Source organism: Pseudomonas cistanchae, from assembly GCF_054483635.1.
The window spans coordinates 1,170,244-1,190,309 of record NZ_JBTLWN010000001.1 but is presented as its reverse complement, the minus strand read 5'-3'; the positions used below and the strand labels follow the sequence as shown (position 1 = coordinate 1,190,309).

Annotated in this window: 17 protein-coding genes and 1 pseudogene; 10 read left to right on the top strand and 8 right to left on the bottom strand. The window is 62.2% G+C overall.

Annotation, left to right across the window (positions count from 1 at the left end):
• The first annotated feature begins 45 nt into the window (after positions 1-45).
• From ACX0MV_RS05435 to ACX0MV_RS05405, 7 genes and pseudogenes are all read left to right on the top strand, one after another.
• A complete protein-coding gene (locus ACX0MV_RS05435) occupies positions 46-1,461 on the top strand; it encodes a di-heme oxidoreductase family protein (RefSeq protein WP_458981451.1) in 1,416 nt (471 codons plus the stop codon).
• An 11-nt stretch (positions 1,462-1,472) separates the two neighbouring features.
• A complete protein-coding gene (locus ACX0MV_RS05430; protein WP_458981450.1) occupies positions 1,473-2,534 on the top strand; it encodes an imelysin family protein in 1,062 nt (353 codons plus the stop codon).
• A 12-nt stretch (positions 2,535-2,546) separates the two neighbouring features.
• Entirely contained in the window at positions 2,547-3,641 is a 1,095-nt protein-coding gene (locus ACX0MV_RS05425) for a DUF1513 domain-containing protein (RefSeq protein WP_458981767.1), read from the top strand.
• A 185-nt stretch (positions 3,642-3,826) separates the two neighbouring features.
• Positions 3,827-4,519, top strand: a pseudogene (locus ACX0MV_RS05420) (methyl-accepting chemotaxis protein); the annotation flags it as partial.
• 165 nt (positions 4,520-4,684) lie between these two features.
• A complete protein-coding gene (locus ACX0MV_RS05415; RefSeq protein WP_458981766.1) occupies positions 4,685-5,452 on the top strand; it encodes a methyl-accepting chemotaxis protein in 768 nt (255 codons plus the stop codon).
• A 253-nt stretch (positions 5,453-5,705) separates the two neighbouring features.
• Positions 5,706-6,848, top strand: a complete 1,143-nt coding sequence (locus ACX0MV_RS05410) for an efflux RND transporter periplasmic adaptor subunit (RefSeq protein ID WP_458981449.1) — start codon at positions 5,706-5,708, stop codon at positions 6,846-6,848.
• A 27-nt stretch (positions 6,849-6,875) separates the two neighbouring features.
• Complete coding sequence (locus ACX0MV_RS05405) at positions 6,876-9,926, top strand: multidrug efflux RND transporter permease subunit (RefSeq protein WP_458981448.1); 3,051 nt, start codon at positions 6,876-6,878, stop codon at positions 9,924-9,926.
• 62 nt (positions 9,927-9,988) lie between these two features.
• Here ACX0MV_RS05405 and ACX0MV_RS05400 read toward each other — a convergent pair whose 3' ends face one another.
• The 5 genes from ACX0MV_RS05400 to ACX0MV_RS05380 form a co-directional block, all read right to left on the bottom strand.
• Positions 9,989-10,213: a hypothetical protein gene (locus tag ACX0MV_RS05400; RefSeq protein ID WP_458981447.1), complete on the bottom strand. Its 225-nt coding sequence runs from the start codon at positions 10,211-10,213 to the stop codon at positions 9,989-9,991.
• A 577-nt stretch (positions 10,214-10,790) separates the two neighbouring features.
• Complete coding sequence (gene groL, locus ACX0MV_RS05395; RefSeq protein WP_458981446.1) at positions 10,791-12,440, bottom strand: chaperonin GroEL; 1,650 nt, start codon at positions 12,438-12,440, stop codon at positions 10,791-10,793.
• A gap of 59 nt (positions 12,441-12,499) precedes the next feature.
• Positions 12,500-12,793: a co-chaperone GroES gene (locus ACX0MV_RS05390; protein WP_279820597.1), complete on the bottom strand. Its 294-nt coding sequence runs from the start codon at positions 12,791-12,793 to the stop codon at positions 12,500-12,502.
• Positions 12,794-13,069: 276 nt separating this feature from the next.
• Positions 13,070-13,531: an FxsA family protein gene (locus ACX0MV_RS05385; protein ID WP_458981445.1), complete on the bottom strand. Its 462-nt coding sequence runs from the start codon at positions 13,529-13,531 to the stop codon at positions 13,070-13,072.
• 64 nt (positions 13,532-13,595) lie between these two features.
• Positions 13,596-14,327 (bottom strand): HugZ family pyridoxamine 5'-phosphate oxidase, encoded by a 732-nt coding sequence (locus ACX0MV_RS05380; RefSeq protein WP_458981444.1) that lies wholly within the window; start codon positions 14,325-14,327, stop codon positions 13,596-13,598.
• A gap of 104 nt (positions 14,328-14,431) precedes the next feature.
• Between ACX0MV_RS05380 and ACX0MV_RS05375 the strand changes: the two genes are divergently transcribed.
• Positions 14,432-15,190: an SDR family oxidoreductase gene (locus ACX0MV_RS05375; RefSeq protein WP_458981443.1), complete on the top strand. Its 759-nt coding sequence runs from the start codon at positions 14,432-14,434 to the stop codon at positions 15,188-15,190.
• Positions 15,191-15,342: 152 nt separating this feature from the next.
• Here ACX0MV_RS05375 and ACX0MV_RS05370 read toward each other — a convergent pair whose 3' ends face one another.
• Entirely contained in the window at positions 15,343-16,359 is a 1,017-nt protein-coding gene (locus ACX0MV_RS05370) for a DUF481 domain-containing protein (protein WP_458981442.1), read from the bottom strand.
• 275 nt (positions 16,360-16,634) lie between these two features.
• Between ACX0MV_RS05370 and ACX0MV_RS05365 the strand changes: the two genes are divergently transcribed.
• Complete coding sequence (locus ACX0MV_RS05365; protein WP_458981441.1) at positions 16,635-17,006, top strand: MGMT family protein; 372 nt, start codon at positions 16,635-16,637, stop codon at positions 17,004-17,006.
• A 44-nt stretch (positions 17,007-17,050) separates the two neighbouring features.
• Entirely contained in the window at positions 17,051-18,595 is a 1,545-nt protein-coding gene (locus ACX0MV_RS05360) for an AmpG family muropeptide MFS transporter (RefSeq protein WP_458981440.1), read from the top strand.
• Between the two features lie 32 nt (positions 18,596-18,627).
• On the opposite strand, the gene ACX0MV_RS05355 is transcribed toward ACX0MV_RS05360, so the two are convergent.
• Together ACX0MV_RS05355 and ACX0MV_RS05350 are read right to left on the bottom strand one after the other, a co-directional pair.
• The gene (locus ACX0MV_RS05355) at positions 18,628-19,461 is read right to left on the bottom strand and encodes a mechanosensitive ion channel family protein (RefSeq protein WP_458981439.1); all 834 of its coding nucleotides are present in this window, start codon (positions 19,459-19,461) and stop codon (positions 18,628-18,630) included.
• 117 nt (positions 19,462-19,578) lie between these two features.
• Positions 19,579-20,058: a YajQ family cyclic di-GMP-binding protein gene (locus tag ACX0MV_RS05350; RefSeq protein WP_458981438.1), complete on the bottom strand. Its 480-nt coding sequence runs from the start codon at positions 20,056-20,058 to the stop codon at positions 19,579-19,581.
• Positions 20,059-20,066 lie beyond the last annotated feature (8 nt).

Genomic DNA, 20,066 nt, shown 5'->3' with positions numbered 1-20,066 from the left:
TAAGATTACTCCCCCTCCATAATTGCCTTGCTGCGGATTCTCGCGATGCCTGCTCTGCTCCGTCACGCCCTGCTGATCGGCCTCGTGTCTGGCCTGATAGCGTGCGACCAGACGCCTCGCTTCACCCAGGCTGAACCCGGCGAAGCGCTGTCTGCTGGCAACGCCACCGTGTTCAAAACCGATCACAATGCGTTCTCCCTGCCCTCGGCCAATCTCTCGCCGCTGCGCCGTCTGGATTTCGCCGTGGGTAACAGCTTTTTCCGTAACCCCTGGGTCATGGCCCCAGCGACCACCACGGCGCGCGATGGCCTAGGCCCGCTAAGCAATACCAACGCCTGCCAGAACTGCCATATCAAGGACGGCCGCGGCCACCCACCCGGAGCGGATGCCGTCAGCGCTGCCTCGATGCTGGTGCGTCTATCGCTGCCTGCGGGTTCGGAGCATGCCCAGACGCTCGAACGGCTCGGCGTGCTGGCCGAGCCCACTTACGGCGGTCAGCTGCAGGACATGGCCAACCCCGGCGTCGCGCCCGAAGGCCGGGTACGGATCAGCTACCAGGAAAGCGCCGTGCGCTTCGCCGATGGCAGTCAGGTCAAACTGCGCCAGCCGTCGCTGGAAATCGACAGGCTCGGCTACGGTCCCCTGCACCCCGATACGCAGTTTTCCGCCCGGATTGCCCCGCCGATGATCGGCCTCGGCCTGCTGGAGGCGATTGCCGACTCGGCGATTCTGGCCAATGCCGACCCCGACGACCGCAATGGCGATGGCATCTCAGGCCGTCCCAACCGCGTGTGGGACAGCGCCGCGCAACGTACCGTACTCGGTCGTTTTGGCTGGAAAGCCGGCCAGCCCAATCTGAACCAGCAGAATGCCGAGGCGTTTGCCAACGACATGGGGCTGACCAGCTCACTGGTCGCCCGGGACAACTGCAGCGACCTGCAGCCTGACTGCCGCACTGCCGGCCATGGCGGCGTGCCGGAGGTCAGCGACCAGATTCTCGCCACCGTGCTGTTCTACACCCGCAACCTGGCAGTGCCGGCCCGGCGCAAGGTGGACGACCCTCAAGTGCTGGCGGGCAAGGGCCTGTTCCACCAGGCTGGCTGCCAGGGTTGCCATACGCCGACATTTACCACTGCTGACAATGCGGCCGAAGCCGAGCTGGCTGGCCAGCTGATTCGCCCTTATAGCGACTTGCTGCTGCACGACATGGGCGATGGCCTGGCTGACGGCCGCAGCGAATTTCTCGCCAGCGGCCGCGAATGGCGAACCCCGCCGCTGTGGGGCATCGGCCTGACCGAAGCGGTCAACGGCCACAGCCAGTTCCTGCACGACGGCCGCGCGCGTGACCTGCTCGAAGCCATCGTCTGGCACGGTGGCGAAGCCGAAGCCGCGAAACAACGAGTCCTGACCTATTCCGCCGAAGAGCGCGCCGCGCTTCTGGCTTTCCTGAATTCCCTGTAGGAGACGCTTCCATGATTCGCTCGCCATTTGCTCTCGTCATGCTGTCCCTGGCACTTGGCGCCTGCACCCCCAGCGATCCCTATCAGCAGGTCAGCGATACGCTCACCACGGGCGTTCTGCTGCCTGCATACAACGCCTGGCACGAGGCGGACCGGCAGCTGGCGGCCAGCGGCCAGGCCTTCTGTGCCGGGGAGCAGGGGTTGGCGGAGGCACGCCAGGCGTTCCTCGGCGCGATGAGCGCCTGGGCCAGCCTGCAGCCGGTGCTGATCGGCCCGCTTGCCGAAGGCAACCGCGCCTGGCAGGTGCAATTCTGGCCGGACAAGAAAAATCTGGTGGCCCGCCAGGTCACTGCCCTGCTGAAGAACAAACAGGCACTGACCCCGGCGGATCTGGACCAGGCCAGTGTGGTGGTGCAGGGCCTGACCGCCTACGAATACGTGCTGTACGACCCGGCCATCGACCTCAGCGACGCCGCAACCAAGGCGCGCTACTGCCCGCTGCTGGTCGCCATCGGCCAGCACCAGCAAACCCTGGCCGCGGACGTGCTCGCCCAGTGGCAAGCCGAAAATGGCATGGCGTGGCAACTCAGCCACTTCCCCAACGACCGCTATGCCGATGCCCCCGAGGCCGTGGCGGAACTGCTGCGGACCCAGGTCAGCGCCATCGATGGTTTGAAAAAGAAGCTCGGCACCCCGCTCGGCCGTCAGAGCAAGGGCCTGCCGCAGCCCTACCAGGCCGAAGCCTGGCGCAGCAAGGCCAGCCTGGCCAACCTGGCCGCCAGCCTGGCGACCGCAGAGCGTGTCTGGCACGGCGCGGAACAGGACGGCATCCAGACCTTGCTGAGCGATGACCAGAGCGCGTTGCAGCAGCGAATCAATGCGGCCTATACCGACACCCGTCAACGGCTCGCTGCGCTGCAACGACCCCTCGGCGAACTGCTGAGCGACGAGGCCGGACGCACCCAGCTCAACGCGCTGTATGACAGCCTCAACGCCCTGCATCGTCTGCATGAAGCCGAACTGGCGAAGACCCTGGGCGTCCAGCTCGGCTTCAACGCTCACGACGGAGACTGAGCCATGGCGGCGATGACGCGCAGGTCCTTTCTCGGCGCAACCGCCGCTGTGCTGGCGGCCAGCGCCTATGGCAGCTGGACGCTGATCGGGCATGCCCAGCAACCGCTGCTGCTGTCGGCACGGGACAATGCGGCCGGTGAGCATTTCGCAGTCGGTTACCGGCTCGATGGCAGCCAGGCATTCGCCACCCGTGTCAGTGAGCGCTGCCACGATGTGATGGCGCACCCCAGCCTGCCCTTGGCCTTGTTCGTCGGCCGGCGGCCGAGCACCGAAAGTTACCTGATCGATACCCGCGACGGGCGCCTGCTGCAAACACTGAGCACTCCCGCGCAGCGGCATTTCTATGGCCACGCGGTATTCCACAAGGATGGCAACTGGCTGTACGCCACCGAAAACGACATCCGTGACCCGGGCCGCGGCGTGATTGGCGTCTACCGCCTGCATGGCAACCAGCTGCAGCGCACTGCCGAGCTGTCGAGCCATGGCATCGGCCCCCATCAGTTGCTGTGGCTGCCGGATGGCGAAACCCTGGTGATCGCCAACGGCGGCATTCGCACCGAGGCCGACAGCCGCGTCGACATGAACCTCGACGCCATGGCCTCCAGCCTGGTGCTGCTGCGCCGCGACGGCACGCTGGTGAGCAAGGAGCAACTGCCCGAGCAGATGAACAGCATCCGCCACCTGGCAGTTGCCAGCGACGGCACCGTCGTCAGCGGCCAGCAATACATGGGCGATGCCGGCGATGCGGTGCCTCTGCTCGCGATAAAACGCCCGGGGGCGCCACTGCAGCATTTCCCCCTGGCCGAGGCGCAGCGCCAGGTCATGCACCAGTACACCGCCAGCGTGGCGATCCACAGCGAGTTGCGCCTGCTGGCCTTGACCGCGCCGCGTGGCAACCGGGTGTTTATCTGGGACCTGGACAGTGCTGCCCTGCGCCTGGATGCGGCGCTCGCCGATTGCGCCGGCGTTGGCGCGGTGGCCGAAGGTTTCGTTGTCAGTTCCGGTCAAGGACGCTGCCGCCTGTTCGATTGCCGCAACAGCCAAATTGCCACCCACCACCTGCAACTGCCGCCCGGCCTATGGGATAACCACCTCCGCCTGGCTTAGTAGCTCAACGCGCCAGGCCAAGCCGCACGGCTAAAGAACAGCTGCGCACGGCCGACCTCTACTGACCTGAGCCCGTTGCCAACCGAGAACGCGGCAGGTCGATACCAGCCGCTGGAGATTTTGCAATTTGGACGCGCTTGGCGTCGCTGGCACTTCGGTTTCACCGTCATTCAGGGGTAACCACCATGTTCTTGCAAAACTCCTTGCATGCAAAAATCCTCAGCCTACTCGGCGGCAGCCTAATCCTTATTCTGCTTACCGCACTCGCCTGTTTCAGCTTTCTGTCCAATGGCATCCAGGGCTACCGAGGCCTGTTAAGCGGACCTCTGGAAGCATCGCGACTGATCGACCAGGCCAACCTGGAGTTCAAGATTCAGGTACAGGAATGGAAGAATGTGTTGCTTCGGGGCGGCGACAGCGAGCAGTTGACCCGCTATTGGGGCCAGTTCGAAAGTCAGGAGCGCAAGGTTCAGGACATCCTCAGCCAGTTGGCCACTGTTTCCCGTGACGACGCGCAGCTTAAAGCCCAGGTCGAACAGCTACGCGCCGAGCATCTGGGGCTTGGCAACAACTACCGCAAAGGCCGCGACGCATTCGTCGCCGCGGCGGGCGATGCCAAGGCCGGCGACGCCGCGGTCAAGGGCATTGACCGCGCCACCAGCGAGCAGATGAATGAACTGATCGAGCAATTGCGTCAGCAAAGCCTGCAACAGGCCAACCTGATCAGTGCCAATGCCGACCGAACCATCCTCTGGGGCACCCTGATCATGCTGGGTGCCAGCATCTTGATCGGCCTGTTCAGCCTGTGGCTGGTGAACAAGAGCCTGATCAATCCGATCCGCGATCTGATCGAGCACATCACCAAACTCAGCCGGGGCAACCTGCTGGAAAGGGTCGACAGCAGCCGCAGCGACGAGCTCGGCCGCCTGGCCGAAGCGGCCAACACGCTGCGCGATTTTCTTGCCGAGACCTTTACCCGTCTGCAGCTCAGCGCCGCCGAGCTGGACCAGGCCAGCGGCGAGCTGAGCACGATTTCCGCGCTCATGGCCCAAGGCAGCCGCGAGCAGTTCTCACGCACCGATCAGGTCGCCACCGCCATGCACCAGATGTCGGCCACAGCCCAGGAGGTGGCGCGACACGCCGCACAGGCTGCCCACGCAGCGGATGATGCCGACAGCTCCGCCCGCCAAGGCGATACGGTGATGAATTCGACCATCCACACCATCACCGGCATGCGCGGGGAAATTACCCACACCGCCGAGGTCATTCGCCGCCTGGAAAGCGACAGCGAGCGTATCGGCAAGGTGCTGGAAGTGATCCGCGGGATTGCCGAACAGACCAACTTGCTGGCATTGAACGCGGCCATCGAGGCCGCCCGCGCGGGGGACCAGGGCCGCGGGTTCGCAGTCGTTGCAGATGAAGTACGTACGCTGGCCAAGCGGACGGCGGAGTCCACCGCGGAAATCCACCAGATCATCGACAACGTGCAAACCGGTGCCATCAACGCGGTCAAGGCCATCGAGAGTGGGCAAAGCCGCAGCGAGGAAGGCGTCACCCAGGTGACCGAAGCAGGCGCCATGCTGCAACGCATCAATGCGGCCGTCGAAGCGATTCGCGACATGAACCGGCAGATCGCAACCGCGGCAGAGGAACAGACTTCGGTCGCCGAAGACATCTCGCGCAACCTGACGGAAATTACCTCGATTGCCGTAAGCAACCAGGAAAACGTCGAACGCACCGAGCAGGCCGGCAGGAACCTGCATACCCTGTCCGGTCAGCTCAACGACCTGACCAAAAAGCTTCACGCCTAAAAACCACCGACTGCCCCGGCGCCTCGACAACGAGAGCGCCAGGGCGGCTGCCGCCACCGGTCATGGCCGATCTGAAGCCCGGCGTGCCGTCATTCACCTCGGGGCCCTGCGGAGCAAAAGCTGATTTATCGGTCAGGTCATTTGCCGGTAACTTTCTGCAAATGCGACGCTTTGACATTGCCTGACCAGCAGGTCTAATGTGCCCCTCTTGCCTATTCCAGGCTTCACATTCTTCTCGCCAAGGAAACGGAATATGTTGCTCCGCCGCATGTTGATCATGCTGGGCGTCGTAGCCCTCGTGGTACTCGCTCTTGCTGCCTATAAAGGCTTCTCGATCTACCAGCAGGTGCAGAAGTTCTCGGTGCCGCCACCCGCTATCAGCGTGGATGCCGAGCGCGCCGTCGAGCAGCCGTGGCAAAGCCGGTTGCCGGCCATCGGTTCGCTCAAGGCCTTCCAGGGAGTCGACCTGACCGTCGAGGTGGGCGGCACCGTGCGTGACGTGCTGTTCCGTTCCGGTGAGCAGGTCACCCAGAATCAGCCGCTAATCCAGATGGACAACGACGTCGAGCGCGCCAACCTGGCAACGGCCGAAGCGGCGCTGGGCCTGGCGCGGGTCGAGTTCGAGCGCGGCCGCAGCCTGGTCAACCGGCAGAGCATCTCCAAAAGCGAATTCGATCGCCTCTCGGCAGAGCTGCAACAGGCCAACGCCAGCGTCGCCCAGCTCAATGCGCTGCTGGCCAAAAAGCGCATCCTTGCGCCCTTCGCCGGCACTATCGGGATTCGCCAGGTGGATGTCGGCGACTACCTGTCATCGGGCACCATCATCGCCACCCTGCAGGACGTTTCGAAGCTCTATGTGGACTTCTTCCTGCCGGAACAGGCGGTGCCAAAACTGGCGGTCGACGAACGCATACGTCTGAGCGTGGCAGCCTATCCGGGCGAGCAGTTCGAAGGCGCCATCGTCGCGATCAACCCCAAGGTGGAAGACGCCACGCGCAACGTGCAGGTCCGCGCGATTCTGGAAAACCAGGACGCCAGGCTGCTGCCCGGCATGTTCGCCAACCTGGAGGTTCTGCTACCCGGCGAAACCCAGCACGTGGTCGTCCCCGAAACCGCCATCACCTACACGCTGTATGGCAACTCGGTGTACGTGATCGAGGAAAAGCAGGGCGAAGACCAGCAGCCGATCAAAGACGACAAGGGCCAACCCCAGCTTGTGGTCGAGCGCCGCTTCGTCGAAACCGGCGAGCGCCGCGACGGCCTGGTTGTCGTGCTCAAGGGCCTGAAAGCGGGTGAGCAGGTCGTCACCGCCGGGCAATTGAAACTGGATAACGGCGCCCACGTCGCCATCGCCGAGGACTCGGCCAGCGCGAACAGTCAGCCCGACGTCGAGTAACCGACGCTGGCGTAAAGGAACCTATCCATGGCTTTTACCGATCCCTTTATCCGTCGCCCGGTGTTGGCGACCGTGGTCAGTTTGCTGATCATCCTGCTGGGCTTGCAGGCGTTCAGCAAACTGACGATCCGCCAGTATCCACAGCTGGAGAATGCGCTGATCACGGTGACCACCGCCTACCCCGGGGCGAACGCCGAAACCATCCAGGGTTACATCACCCAGCCGTTGCAGCAAAGCCTGGCAAGCGCCGAAGGCATCGATTACATGACCTCGGTCAGTCGGCAGAACGCCTCGGTCATCTCCATCTACGCGCGGATTGGCGCCGACAGCGATCGCCTTTTCACCGAGTTGCTGGCCAAGGCCAACGAGGTGAAGAACCAGCTGCCCCAGGAAGCCCAGGACCCGGTGCTGTCCAAGGAAGCCGCCGATGCCTCGGCGCTGATGTACGTCAGTTTCTACAGCGAAGAGTTGAGCAACCCGCAGATCACCGATTACCTCTCCCGGGTGATTCAACCCAAGCTCGCGACCCTGCCGGGCATGGCCGAAGCGGAGATCCTCGGCAACCAGGTATTCGCCATGCGCCTGTGGCTCGACCCGGTGAAAATGGCGGCGTACGGCATCACCGCCAGCGACGTCAACGATGCGGTGCGCCAGTACAACTTCCTCGCCGCGGCAGGGGAGTTCAAGGGCGAATACGTGGTGACCAGCATCAATGCCGAAACCGACCTCAAGTCGGCCGAAGCATTCGCCGCCATTCCACTCAAGACCGTGGGCGATAGCCGGGTGCTGATCCGCGACGTGGCACGGGTAGAGATGGGCGCGGAAAACTACGACTCGATCAGCTCGTTCGACGGCATCCCGTCGGTGTATATCGGCATCAAGGGCACGCCGAGCGCCAACCCACTGGACGTGATCAAGGAGGTGCGCAAGATCCTTCCCGAGCTGGAAGCGCAACTGCCGCCCAACCTGAAAGTGTCCATCGCCTATGACGCCACCCTGTTCATCCAGGCCTCCATCGACGAGGTGGTGAAGACCCTCGGCGAAGCGGTGCTGATCGTCATCGTCGTGGTATTCCTGTTCCTCGGCGCGTTCCGTTCGGTGCTGATCCCGGTGATCACCATTCCGCTGTCGATGATCGGCGTGCTGTTCTTCATGCAACTGATGGGCTATTCGATCAACCTGCTGACGCTGCTAGCGATGGTCCTGGCCATCGGCCTGGTGGTGGACGATGCGATCGTGGTGGTGGAGAACATCCACCGGCATATCGAGGAAGGCAAAACGCCGTTCGATGCCGCCATCGAAGGCGCCCGCGAAATCGCCGTGCCGGTGGTTTCGATGACCATTACCCTGGCCGCGGTTTATGCACCGATTGGTTTTCTCGAAGGCCTCACCGGCGCCTTGTTCAAGGAGTTCGCCCTGACCCTGGCGGGCGCCGTGATCATCTCCGGAATCGTCGCCCTGACCCTGTCGCCGATGATGTGCGCCAAGCTATTGCGCCATGAGGAAAATCCATCCGGCCTGGCGCACAAGCTCGACCAGATCTTTGATGCGCTCAAACGGCGCTATCAGCGCGCGCTGCACGGCACGCTGCAAACCCGCCCGGTGGTGGTGGTGTTCGCGGTCATCGTGATGTGCCTGATCCCGGTACTGCTCAGCTTCACCAAAAGCGAACTGGCCCCGGAAGAGGACCAGGGCATCATCTTCATGCTCGCCAGCGCCCCGCAGCCCACCAACCTGAATTACCTGAACCGCTACACCGAGGAGTTCGTGCAGATCTTCAAGGAGTTTCCCGAGTACTACTCCTCGTTCCAGATCAACGGCTCGGACGGCGTTCAATCGGGTATCGGCGGTTTCCTGCTGAAACCGTGGGACGAGCGCGAACGTACCCAGATGGAAATCCTGCCTGAAGTTCAGGGCAGGCTCGCGCAGATTCCCGGCTTGCAGATATTCGGCTTCAACCTGCCGTCGCTACCGGGCACCGGCAGTGGCCTGCCGTTCCAGTTCGTGGTCAACACACCCTCGGATTACCAGTCGCTGTTGCAGGTTGCGGAGAAGATCAGAGCGCGGGCGGCCGAGTCGGGCAAGTTCGCCTTCCTCGATATCGACTTGGCATTCGACAAACCTGAAGTGGTGATCGAGATCGACCGCGAGAAAGCCGCGCAGATGGACGTCTCGATGCAGGACCTGGGTCTGACGCTGGCCAGCCTGCTCGGCGAAGGCGAAATCAACCGCTTCACCATCGATGGGCGCAGCTACAAGGTGATCGCCCAGGTGGAACGCGCCTACCGCGACAATCCGGGCTGGCTCGCCAGCTATTACGTGCGCAGCGAAAGCGGGGCGATGCTGCCGCTGTCGACGCTGGTCAAGGTCAGCGACCGGGCCCGCCCGACTAAGCTCAACCAGTTTCAGCAACTGAACTCGGCAATCATCCAGGGGGTGCCCATCGTCAGCATGGGCGAGGCGATCGACACCGTGCGCCAGATCGCCGAGGAAGAAGCGCCCGAGGGTTTCGCCTTCGACTACGCCGGCGCCGCACGGCAGTTCGTGCAGGAGGGCAGCGCGCTCTACCTGACCTTCGGCCTCGCCCTTGCGCTGATTTTCCTGGTGCTGGCAGCGCAGTTCGAAAGCTTCCGCGACCCCCTGGTGATCCTGGTGACGGTGCCACTGTCAATCTGCGGGGCGCTGATTCCGTTGTTCCTTGGCTTCTCCAGCATGAACATCTATACCCAGGTCGGCCTGGTGACGTTGATCGGCCTGATCACCAAGCACGGTATCCTGATCGTCGAGTTTGCCAATCAGCTGCGCCGGGAGAAAGGCCTGTCGCGGCGAGACGCCGTGGAAGAAGCCGCCTCGATTCGCCTGCGCCCGGTATTGATGACGACCGCGGCCATGGTCTTCGGCATGGTTCCGCTGATTCTCGCCAGCGGTGCAGGGGCAGTAAGCCGCTTCGACATCGGTCTGGTGATCGCCACCGGAATGTCGGTGGGCACCCTGTTCACCCTGTTCGTGCTGCCTTGCGTCTACAGCCTGCTGGCACAACCGGACGGACCTGGGAAAGCCCCGCCCTCCCCGGCTTAAGCCCACAAAAAAGCCCTGCAATCGCAGGGCTTTTTTCATGACCGTTTACGTCGCCGCCAGGCTTAACCCTGAGGGCCCATCCCTTGGGACAGGCTGAACATAAACAACAACAAATCCTTGTCAGGCCTTACTACCTCAGCCGTCTGCGCCTTCAACGGAAGCACTTCGGGGCTGAAATCACTGTGCGTGATTACCTGGGTGCCTGGCTCGTGCCAGGCGGCGGCTGCCATCGACGCCACGCTAAGCGCAGCGACAACGAACAAACCTCGTGCGATTTCTAGCTTCATCAATGCAACCTCTTGATAGCGCTGCCAACGCTGCTTTGTGCTCGCTAACCCTAGACCAACACTTAACCCGCCGTTGACCTTCACGACAGACGGTATAACCGCCTAATAAGCCCAACCATTTGGCATGAGCAGCGTCGCTGGGCTTAGCCTAAATAGGAACTGCATGCGGCCACTATGGTTCAGCTTGGCGACGGTGTTTGCGCTGAACGGTCGAGCCGTTCAGCAGGTAACACCCGGCGTCACCATAATGCCCAGCGGTATCAGCCTCTTTTCAGCAACCTGACTGCTCATCCCGAAGCCGCCAACCTCCCGAAAAAGACCAATAGCGTACCGAGGCACGGGTAAAAGCCCGCGCCAGACCACATCCAGGTGAGAGAGACCGAAAGAACCAAGCGGTAAAACTGCAGAGCCGCCAGCCGGGACACGCGACAAACCGCCGGCGCGAGGAATACCAGAGCAATTGCCATACCAGGATCTGTGGCGTAGCCATCACGGAGTCGCAGCCATAAAAAAACCCCGCGACGGGCGCGGGGTTCTTTGTACAGCAGGTTCGCTACAACGAGCGAGCCGGGCTGGCTTACATCATGCCGCCCATGCCACCCATACCGCCCATGCCGCCCATATCAGGCATGCCGCCAGCGCCCTTCTCTTCAGCCACTTCGGCAATCATCGCCTCGGTGGTGATCATCAGGCTGCCGATGGAAGCCGCGGCCTGCAGCGCCGAACGGGTGACCTTGGCTGGATCGAGAATACCCATCTCGATCATGTCGCCGTAGGTGTCGTTGGCAGCGTTGAAGCCGTAGTTGCCCGAACCCTGCTTGACCTTGTCAACCACTACGCTCGGCTCGCCGCCGGCGTTGGCAACGATCTGACGCAGCGGCGCTTCAACAGCGCGGCGCAGCAGAGCGATACCCACGTCCTGATCGGCGTTGTCGCCTTTAAGCTCGTCGATGGCCTGCAGAGCGCGTACCAGCGCTACACCACCGCCAGGTACCACGCCTTCTTCAACGGCCGCACGGGTCGCGTGCAGGGCGTCTTCAACGCGGTGCTTCTTCTCTTTCATTTCCACTTCGGTACCGGCGCCGACCTTGATCACCGCAACACCGCCAGCCAGCTTGGCCAGACGCTCTTGCAGCTTCTCTTTGTCGTAGTCGGACGAGGTGTCTTCGACCTGCTTGCGGATCTGCGCAACGCGGGCTTCGATATCCGCCTGCTGGCCGGAACCGTCGATGATGGTGGTGTTTTCCTTGCTCAGGATCACGCGCTTGGCGTTACCCAGGTGCTCCAGGGTGGCGCTTTCCAGGCTCAGACCGATCTCTTCGGAGATAACGGTACCGCCAGTCAGCACAGCGATGTCCTGCAGCATCGCCTTGCGACGGTCGCCGAAGCCCGGTGCCTTGACGGCCGCGACTTTGACGATGCCACGCATGTTGTTCACCACCAGAGTCGCCAGGGCTTCGCCTTCAACGTCTTCGGCCACGATCAGCAGCGGACGGCCAGCTTTGGCAACGGCTTCCAGCACCGGCAGCATTTCGCGGATGTTGGAGATCTTCTTGTCGACCAGCAGGATCAGCGGGCCGTCGAGTTCCGCGACCATGGCGTCCGGCTTGTTGATGAAGTACGGCGACAGGTAGCCACGGTCGAACTGCATGCCTTCAACAACCGACAGTTCGTTTTCCAGGCCCGAGCCTTCTTCAACGGTGATCACGCCTTCTTTACCGACTTTTTCCATGGCTTCGGCAATGATGTCGCCGATGGAGTTGTCGGAGTTGGCGGAGATGGTGCCGACCTGAGCGATGGCTTTGAAATCGGCGCATGGCTTGGACTGGGCTTTCAGCTGGGCAACGATGGCGATGGTCGCCTTGTCAATGCCGCGCTTCAGGTCCATCGGGTTCATGCCGGCAGCGACGGCTTTCAGGCCTTCGTTGACGATGGCCTGAGCCAGTACGGTGGCGGTGGTGGTGCCGTCGCCAGCGTCATCGTTGGCGCGGGAAGCGACGTCCTTGACCAGCTGGGCGCCCATGTTCTCGAAGCGGTCTTTCAGCTCGATTTCTTTGGCAACGGAAACGCCATCCTTGGTGATGGTCGGAGCGCCGAAGCTCTTCTCGATGATCACGTTACGGCCTTTCGGGCCCAGGGTGGCTTTGACGGCGTCAGCCAGAACGTTTACGCCAGTGAGCATTTTCTTACGGGCGGAGTCGCCGAACTTAACTTCTTTAGCAGCCATGATGGATATTCCTCAAAATTCGTTTTGGTGGAACGCGATGCGCTGTAGCGGAGGCTGAATCAGGCTTCGATAACGGCCAGGATTTCGCTCTCGCCCATGACCAGCAGGTCTTCGCCGTCGACTTTGACGGTGTTGCTGCCGGAGTAAGGGCCAAACACCACCTTGTCACCGACCTTTACCGCCAGCGCACGTACTTCGCCGTTGTCCAGCACGCGACCGGTGCCTACAGCGACGATTTCGCCCTGGTTTGGCTTTTCGGCAGCGGAACCCGGCAGCACGATGCCGCCTGCGGTTTTGGTTTCTTCTTCGCTGCGACGAATCACGACGCGGTCATGCAGAGGACGAAGCTTCATTGTCGATCTCTCCCAATAGGTTGTTTTCAGCGGCCGGTGTTTTCACCGGCGGGTTAGCAAAGTCCGGCGATGCCGGTTGCGTTGCACCAGGTGCAACGCGAAAGTCTGTTCTGCCGAGATCGGCAGAAAACCTTGCGGTGACCGCTACATAAGGGCGTACAAGGGGATTTCAAGGGCAACGGGTGAATTTTTTTGCGATTCACCCATGCCCGCAGACCGTGCCGAAGCAGGTAACGGAGGCGTTTCTAGCTAACTGCGCGGTAATCGAAGCCCGCACTAGTCGCGGCGTTCGTATTCGCCTTCCAGGACGTTCGGACGACTCGCACCCGGGCGCGCCTGACTGGCCGCAGTCAGGTCATCGCGAAAGGCGCGCTGGCGCAACGCCTGCTCCTGAGCCCGCTGGCGCAGCTTGGCAACCAGCATGCGACGGGTGAACGGAATCAAGCAGAGTGCACCAACAATGTCACTGATAAAGCCCGGCAGCAGCAGCAAGCCGCCGCCCACCGCGATCAGCAGACCTTCCAGCATTTCCTGTTCGGGCAGTTCGCCGCGACTCAGACGCTCGCGCGCGCGCCATGCAGTGGCAACGCCGGCCACTCGCAGCAAGATGCTGCCGAGCACCGCCGTGCCTATGACCAGCAACAGCGTCGGCAACACACCAATCGCACTGCCGACCTGAATCAGAACCGCCAGCTCGACAACCGGGAACAGCAGCAGTAACAACAGAAAAACACGCATCAAAAGTTTCCTTAGCGGAAGAACGGCTTCCAGTAAGCAGGAAGTATGGGATGTTGCGCTTAATTCAAGCTGAAGCCTCACCGCCGGTCGGCCAGCTTGCGGCGCGAGCCAGCTGTACCAAGGCCTGGCGCACTTCCGCCGGAGTGTTACAGGATGTAGGAAAGGCCAGCCAGTGCACACCCTGGCCGATGCGCAGATGAAAGCCCTCGGGGTCGATCCCGACCATTTCCGCAGGCGCATGACGGGGCAGCCCGGCGAGTTCTACGTAATGCGCCAGGGCCTCGGCATGGTCGCTGTTCATGTGCGCGAGCATCCCCGCCTCGAGGTCGCCGGCGAAGGGGTTGGCCAGGGCAACTTCATCCAGCCAGTGGATGGCGCCAAATCCGCCGATAAAGCGCCAGCGCACCGGCTGCAGCACCCAGAAGTCGAAGTCATGGACGCGATGGTAGCCCTGGGAGTCGGCGAAATAACGGTAGTACCGGGCAGCGGCGGCCTCGATCTGCTGTGCGTCGCGCAGCGGCTGCGCTTCTGCCAGCAGCGTGAGGCGGCCCACCGCCTGCACGTCGTCGCCGCCGCGCTCGGTTATCAGCAGCGAGCACTTGGCATTCTTCTGCAGGTTATGGGTGTGCTGAGCGATACGGCTGATCAGCATCAGCGGGCGCCCCAGCGCGTCCAGGCAGTAGGGCACCACTGATCCGAAAGGAAAGCCCGGCATGGCCTGGGAGTGCGTAGAAAGCGCTGCACGGTATTCCTTGAGCAGCAATTCTCGGGCATGCTTGCCGGCTTTTACGCTCACCTCATGACTCCTCGCAAAAGACCCGTCAGAAACGGGCAGGCGCCTAGAATAGCGGTTCCAGGCTGCCAGCGGGAGCTTACTCGAACCGTTCGAAGGGGATACACATGCAGCTCAACGATCAAGTCATCATCATCACAGGCGGCGGTCAGGGCCTGGGTCGCGCGATGGCTGAATACCTCGCGGGCAAAGGCAGCAAGCTGGCCCTCGTTGACCTCAATCAGGAAAAACTCGACGAAGCCGTGGCTGCCTGCCAGGCCATCGGCGTCGAGGCTCGCTCCTACCTGTGCAACGTGGCGAACGAAGAGCAAGTGACCCATATGGTCGCCCAGGTAGCCGCCGACTTTGGCGCGATCAATGGCCTAGTCAACAATGCCGGCATCCTGCGCGACGGCCTGACCATCAAGGTCAAGGACGGCGAGCTCACCAAGCTGAGCCTGGCCCAGTGGCAGTCGGTGATCGACGTCAACCTGACCGGCGTGTTCCTCTGCACCCGTGAAGTGGCGGCGAAGATGATCGAGCTGAAGAACGAAGGCGCGATCATCAACATCTCCTCGATCTCCCGTGCCGGCAACATCGGTCAGGCCAACTATTCCGCGGCCAAGGCCGGCGTGGCTGCCGACACCGTGGTCTGGGCCAAGGAGCTGGCGCGTTACGGCATCCGCGTTGCGGGTGTGGCACCGGGCTTTATCGAAACCGAGATGGTGGCCAGCATGAAGCCGGAAGCGCTGGAGCGCATGACCTCGGTCATTCCGCTGCGTCGCATGGGCAAACCCGCCGAGATCGCTCACTCGGTGGCGTACATCCTGGAAAACGACTACTACACCGGCCGTATCTTGGAGCTGGACGGCGGTCTGCGCCTCTAACCGCATCGATCTACTGCGCGTCGCCGGCCATCCGGCGTTAAAAGCACTCGCGGGCTTGCTCATTTACAGCTGTAAACTCCGCGCTCGCGAGAGCTAAAGCGCTTAAAGCAAAAAGCCCCGCAAACGCGGGGCTTTTTTATAGAACAGCTAACTTACCAGCCGACACCGAAACCAATGCTGTAGTGGGTTTCGTCCAGATCGCCGTCCGAGCCGCTGACGATGTCCTTCTCGGCCTTCATGTTCAGCGACGCCCAGTCGGTCACCTTGTAACGCAGGCCCAGTGCCGCATCCAGGGTGTAATCCGCGGCATTCGCCAGAGGCTTGCTGGCTTCACCGGTGCTGAACAGCTCGAAGCTCTTGCCGATCAGGTAACGGTTGTAGTCCCACTTCATGCTCACCGCATAGAAGTTGTCGCTTTCGCCATTGGCGTACTCGTAGTCGCTGCGGTTGAGCAGACCGGCCACCGAGAAAGCGCCCAGCTCGTTATCCCAGAACTGGTAACCGGGACCGGTACCTATGGTGCGCTGACGAGCGACCTCTTCGACCTGGTCGCGCTTGTATTCGATGCGTCCCTGCCAGAACCAGTGTTCGGTCAGGAAGCGGTCGAGGGCGTATTCGGCGTCCCAGTTGTCGGTCGTGACCAGATCGTCTTGGAACTCGCGGTTGTAGCCCGCCGTGGCGTTGTGTCGCCACAGGCCATGGCGCGCCTGGGTTTCGAGGTTGACGTCGTAGTCATCGGTGTCGCTTTCGGCGCGCTTGTAATCGAGGGCGGCGTCGATGTTGCCGCTCCACACCAGGTCTTCCACCAGCGGCTTGGGCTTGAGCATCTGCTTGATGCTGGCCAGCTCGACCGTCTTCGGTGCGGAGCCGTTGACCAGCGTCACCTTGCCCGGGTCGGCAGGTTGCAGGCCCTTGGCGCGCTCACCGACCACGGCGTTCTCCTTGACCAGCAACTCCTGATCGCTTTCCAGCGTGGCGACCTTGTCCCAGTCCACAGCGATGGCGCCGCCGTAATCGGTCTGCAGCAGGAGCTTCTTGCCTTCATAGAATTTGATCTTGCCGGTCAGGCGATCGCCATTCTTCAACCACACGGTATCTGCCAGCAGCGGCGTGGCGGGTACGGCAAGGGCCAGGCCCAGCAGGGTTCTCGTAAAGGTTTTGCTAAACATAGGGGGCAATTTCGACTGCTCAGGTTTGCGTAAAGCCGGGCATTATGCGCAAGACCGACCGCTAGGCAAGAAATGACCGACGGAATCGCCTGTAGTTCAGTTCCGGCTCGGCTCCGCGATGCCGCGCGGCAAGGCTTGTTTTCAGCAATGCTCGGCCTGGGGCTGCAGGCTGTATCCTGCAGCGCCGCCGTCAAGTGGCGTCGAATAAGCGCCTGACTGGCTGCGCTAAATCCGTGATTGCGCCGCACAACTGACCAACAAGGGACGCCAATCAAGTGGCAAAAACCAGACTCACGAACAGCGATACCCATCAGCCGCCCAGCGAGCAGGACCGTCGCCGCGAAGCGCTGTTCGGCGTACTGGCGATGGTGCCCGCCGGCAAGGTGACCAGTTACGGCCAACTCGCCGAGTTCGCCGGGTTAGGCCGCGCCGCACGCTGGGTTGGCCGCACGCTGAGTCAGTTGCCGCAAGGCAGCACCCTGCCCTGGCACCGGGTCATTGCCGCCAGCGGCCGCCTCAGCCTGCCGGCCGGTTCGCCTTCCGGCGATGAGCAACGCATGCGGTTGCGCGAAGAAGGTATTCAAATCCAGCATGATCGTGTGGATATCCGACAGCACGGCTGGCGCCCGACGGAGCACAGCGGTTAGAGTGCGCGCTTTAATCAGGTCACTGTCAGGCAGATACCCGCTCAATGCCTCATAAAAGCTGGCGCGACGCCATTGCCGCCTACTCCACCCCCTCGACACTGGTGCTACTGCTGCTCGGATTCGCCGCCGGCCTGCCCTATATGCTGGTGTTTTCGACCCTGTCGGTGTGGCTGCGGGAAGCGGGCGTGGCGCGCGAGACCATCGGTTTCGCCAGCCTGATCGGCCTGGCCTATGCGTTCAAATGGGTGTGGTCGCCGCTGCTCGACCAATGGCGCCTGCCGCTGCTCAGCCGGCTGGGCAGACGTCGCTCCTGGCTGGTGCTCTCGCAGGTATTGATCGCCATCGGCCTGGCCGGCATGGCGCTGTGCGATCCGCAAACCCATCTGACCTGGCTGATTTCCCTGGCGGTACTGGTCGCGTTCGCCTCGGCTACCCAGGACATCGCCGTCGACGCCTACCGCCTGGAAATCGTCGATGACACTCACCAGGCGGCCCTTGCGGCCAGTTATATGGCCGGCTACCGAGTCGCCGCCCTGCTCGCCACCGCCGGCGCCCTGTATTTCGCCGAAGGCTTCGGTTCCACCGTGCAGCTGTACCAGCATGCCGCATGGGCCGGGACCTACCTGCTGTTCGCCTTGCTGATGCTGCCTGGGTTGCTCACCAGCCTGTGGATGCGCGAACCGGCCGTGCCGCTGAAAACCCAGCTGGCCGCTGCCCGTTATGGCTTCAGCCACCAGATCGCGTCGGTGCTGGTGCTGGTGGTGTTGCTGGTTTCAGTACCGGCGATGTTCACCCAGTTCTTTCATACCGACTTCGCCAGCGTGATCAGCGGCGAAGCGAGCATGCTCGACCTGTTGCTGGAGGACCGCGCCTTCCTGCGGGCGTTGCTCTACACCATCCTGACCACGCTGTGCCTGTCGTCCATGGGTCGCCGCGGCCTGGCCCCAGTGCTGACTCCGGTCAACGATTTCATTCTGCGCTATCGCTGGCAGGCGCTGCTGCTGCTCGGCCTGATTGCCACTTACCGCATGTCCGATACGGTGATGGGCGTGATGGCCAACGTGTTCTACATCGACCAGGGGTTCACCAAGGACCAGATCGCCAGCGTCAGCAAGCTGTTCGGCCTGGTGATGACACTGTTCGGTGCTGGTATCGGCGGCTTGCTGATCGTGCGCTTCGGTATCCTGCCGATTCTGTTCATCGGCGGCGCAGCCTCGGCGGCGACCAATCTGCTGTTCCTGATGCTGGCGGGCATGGGCGCCGACCTGCAGATGCTGATCGTCACCATTTCGGCTGACAACTTCAGTGCCGGCCTGGCCACAGCAGCGTTTGTCGCCTACCTGTCGAGCCTGACCAACCTCAAGTTTTCCGCCACCCAGTACGCCCTGCTCAGCTCGATCATGCTGTTGCTGCCGCGCCTGATCGGTGGCTACTCTGGGGTGATGGTGGAGAAGCTGGGCTACGCGCAATTCTTCTTCGCCACCGCGCTGCTGGGCATTCCCACCCTGATCCTGATTGTCCTGCAATGGCGCCGCGAGCGTCCCCAGGCCAACCAGCCCGCCCCCCTGGCACCGCCCGAGCAGGCGTAAAAAACCCCGCATTGCGCGGGGTTCTTCATGCTTCAGCTCTGCTGCATCAGGTGCACAACCCGTTGTGGGAACGGTATGTCGATGCCTTCGGCCTTGAGCCGGTCGCGCGCATGCTCGTTGAGCATGAACATCACATCCCAATAATCCCCGGTGTTGACCCAGATCCGCAGCGAGATGGTGATCGCGTTATCACCCAGCGTCGACACCACTGCCGCGGGCGCGGGATCGCTCAGCACGCGAGGATCCTTGGCCAGGTCCAGCAGGATCTGCCGAGCCTTTTGCAGGTCCGCCTCGTAGTTGACGCCCACATCGAAAATAACCTTGCGGGTTGGCTGGCGGTTGTAGTTGACGATGGTGTCGTTGGACAGATTGCCGTTCGGCACGATCACCGTCTTGTTGTCGCCGGTGAGCAGCACCGTGTGGAAGATCTGGATGCTGTGCACGGTACCCATCACGCCCTGGGCTTCGATCCAGTCACCGATGCGAAACGGGCGAAACAGCAGGATCAGCACGCCCCCGGCGAAGTTGGCCAGGCTGCCCTGCAGCGCCAGGCCGATGGCCAGGCCGGCGGCACCGATCGCGGCGATAAACGAGGTGGTTTCCACGCCGATCATCGAGGCGACGCTGACCACCAGGAGGATTTTCAGGGCTATCCCGGCCAGGCTGCTGATAAAGCCTTGCAGCGCCAGGTCGGCCTTGCGCAGCGCCATCAGCGCGCCAACCTTGTTGGTCAGTTTGTTGATCAGCCACCAGCCGATCAGCAACGTCAGAATGGCCAGCAGCACCCGGCTGCCGTATTCCATGATCATCGGCACCCAGGCCTGGGACGCCTCGACCAGATGGTTCAGTTCAGCTTCGAGATCCATACCTTCTCCTCTGCCGGATGACGGTCACGCCACATTCATGCCTTAGCGCGACTGTCCCCGGTTGGTTCGGCAATGCCTGGCCAAGGGCCAAGGGACATCGCCATGACGCCCCGCGTATCAATCGCGGAAGTTGTTGTACTGCAAGGGCATGCCGAAATCCTTGGCACGCAGCGCGGCGATGGCTTCCTGCAGGTCATCGCGTTTTTTCCCGGTGATGCGCACCTGCTCGCCCTGAATGGCGGCCTGCACCTTGAGCTTGCTGTCCTTGATGTGGGCGACGATCTTCTTCGCCAGCTCTTTCTCGATGCCTTCGCGCAGAATGACTTCCTGTTTGACGCTTTTTCCCGAGGGGTAAGCGTCCTTGAATTCCAAACATTGCACGTCGATCTTGCGCTTAACCAGGCTGAGCTTGAGAATCTCGACCATCTGCTCGAGTTGAAAGTCGGCATCCGCGGTCAGATTGACTGTCAGCTCTTTCAGCTCGAAGCTGCCTTTGCCGCGCAGGTCATAACGACGCTCCAGCTCTTTGACGGCGTTGTCGATGGCGTTGGTGACTTCGTGTTTGTCCAATTCGGACACCACATCGAACGAGGGCATGGGTTTCC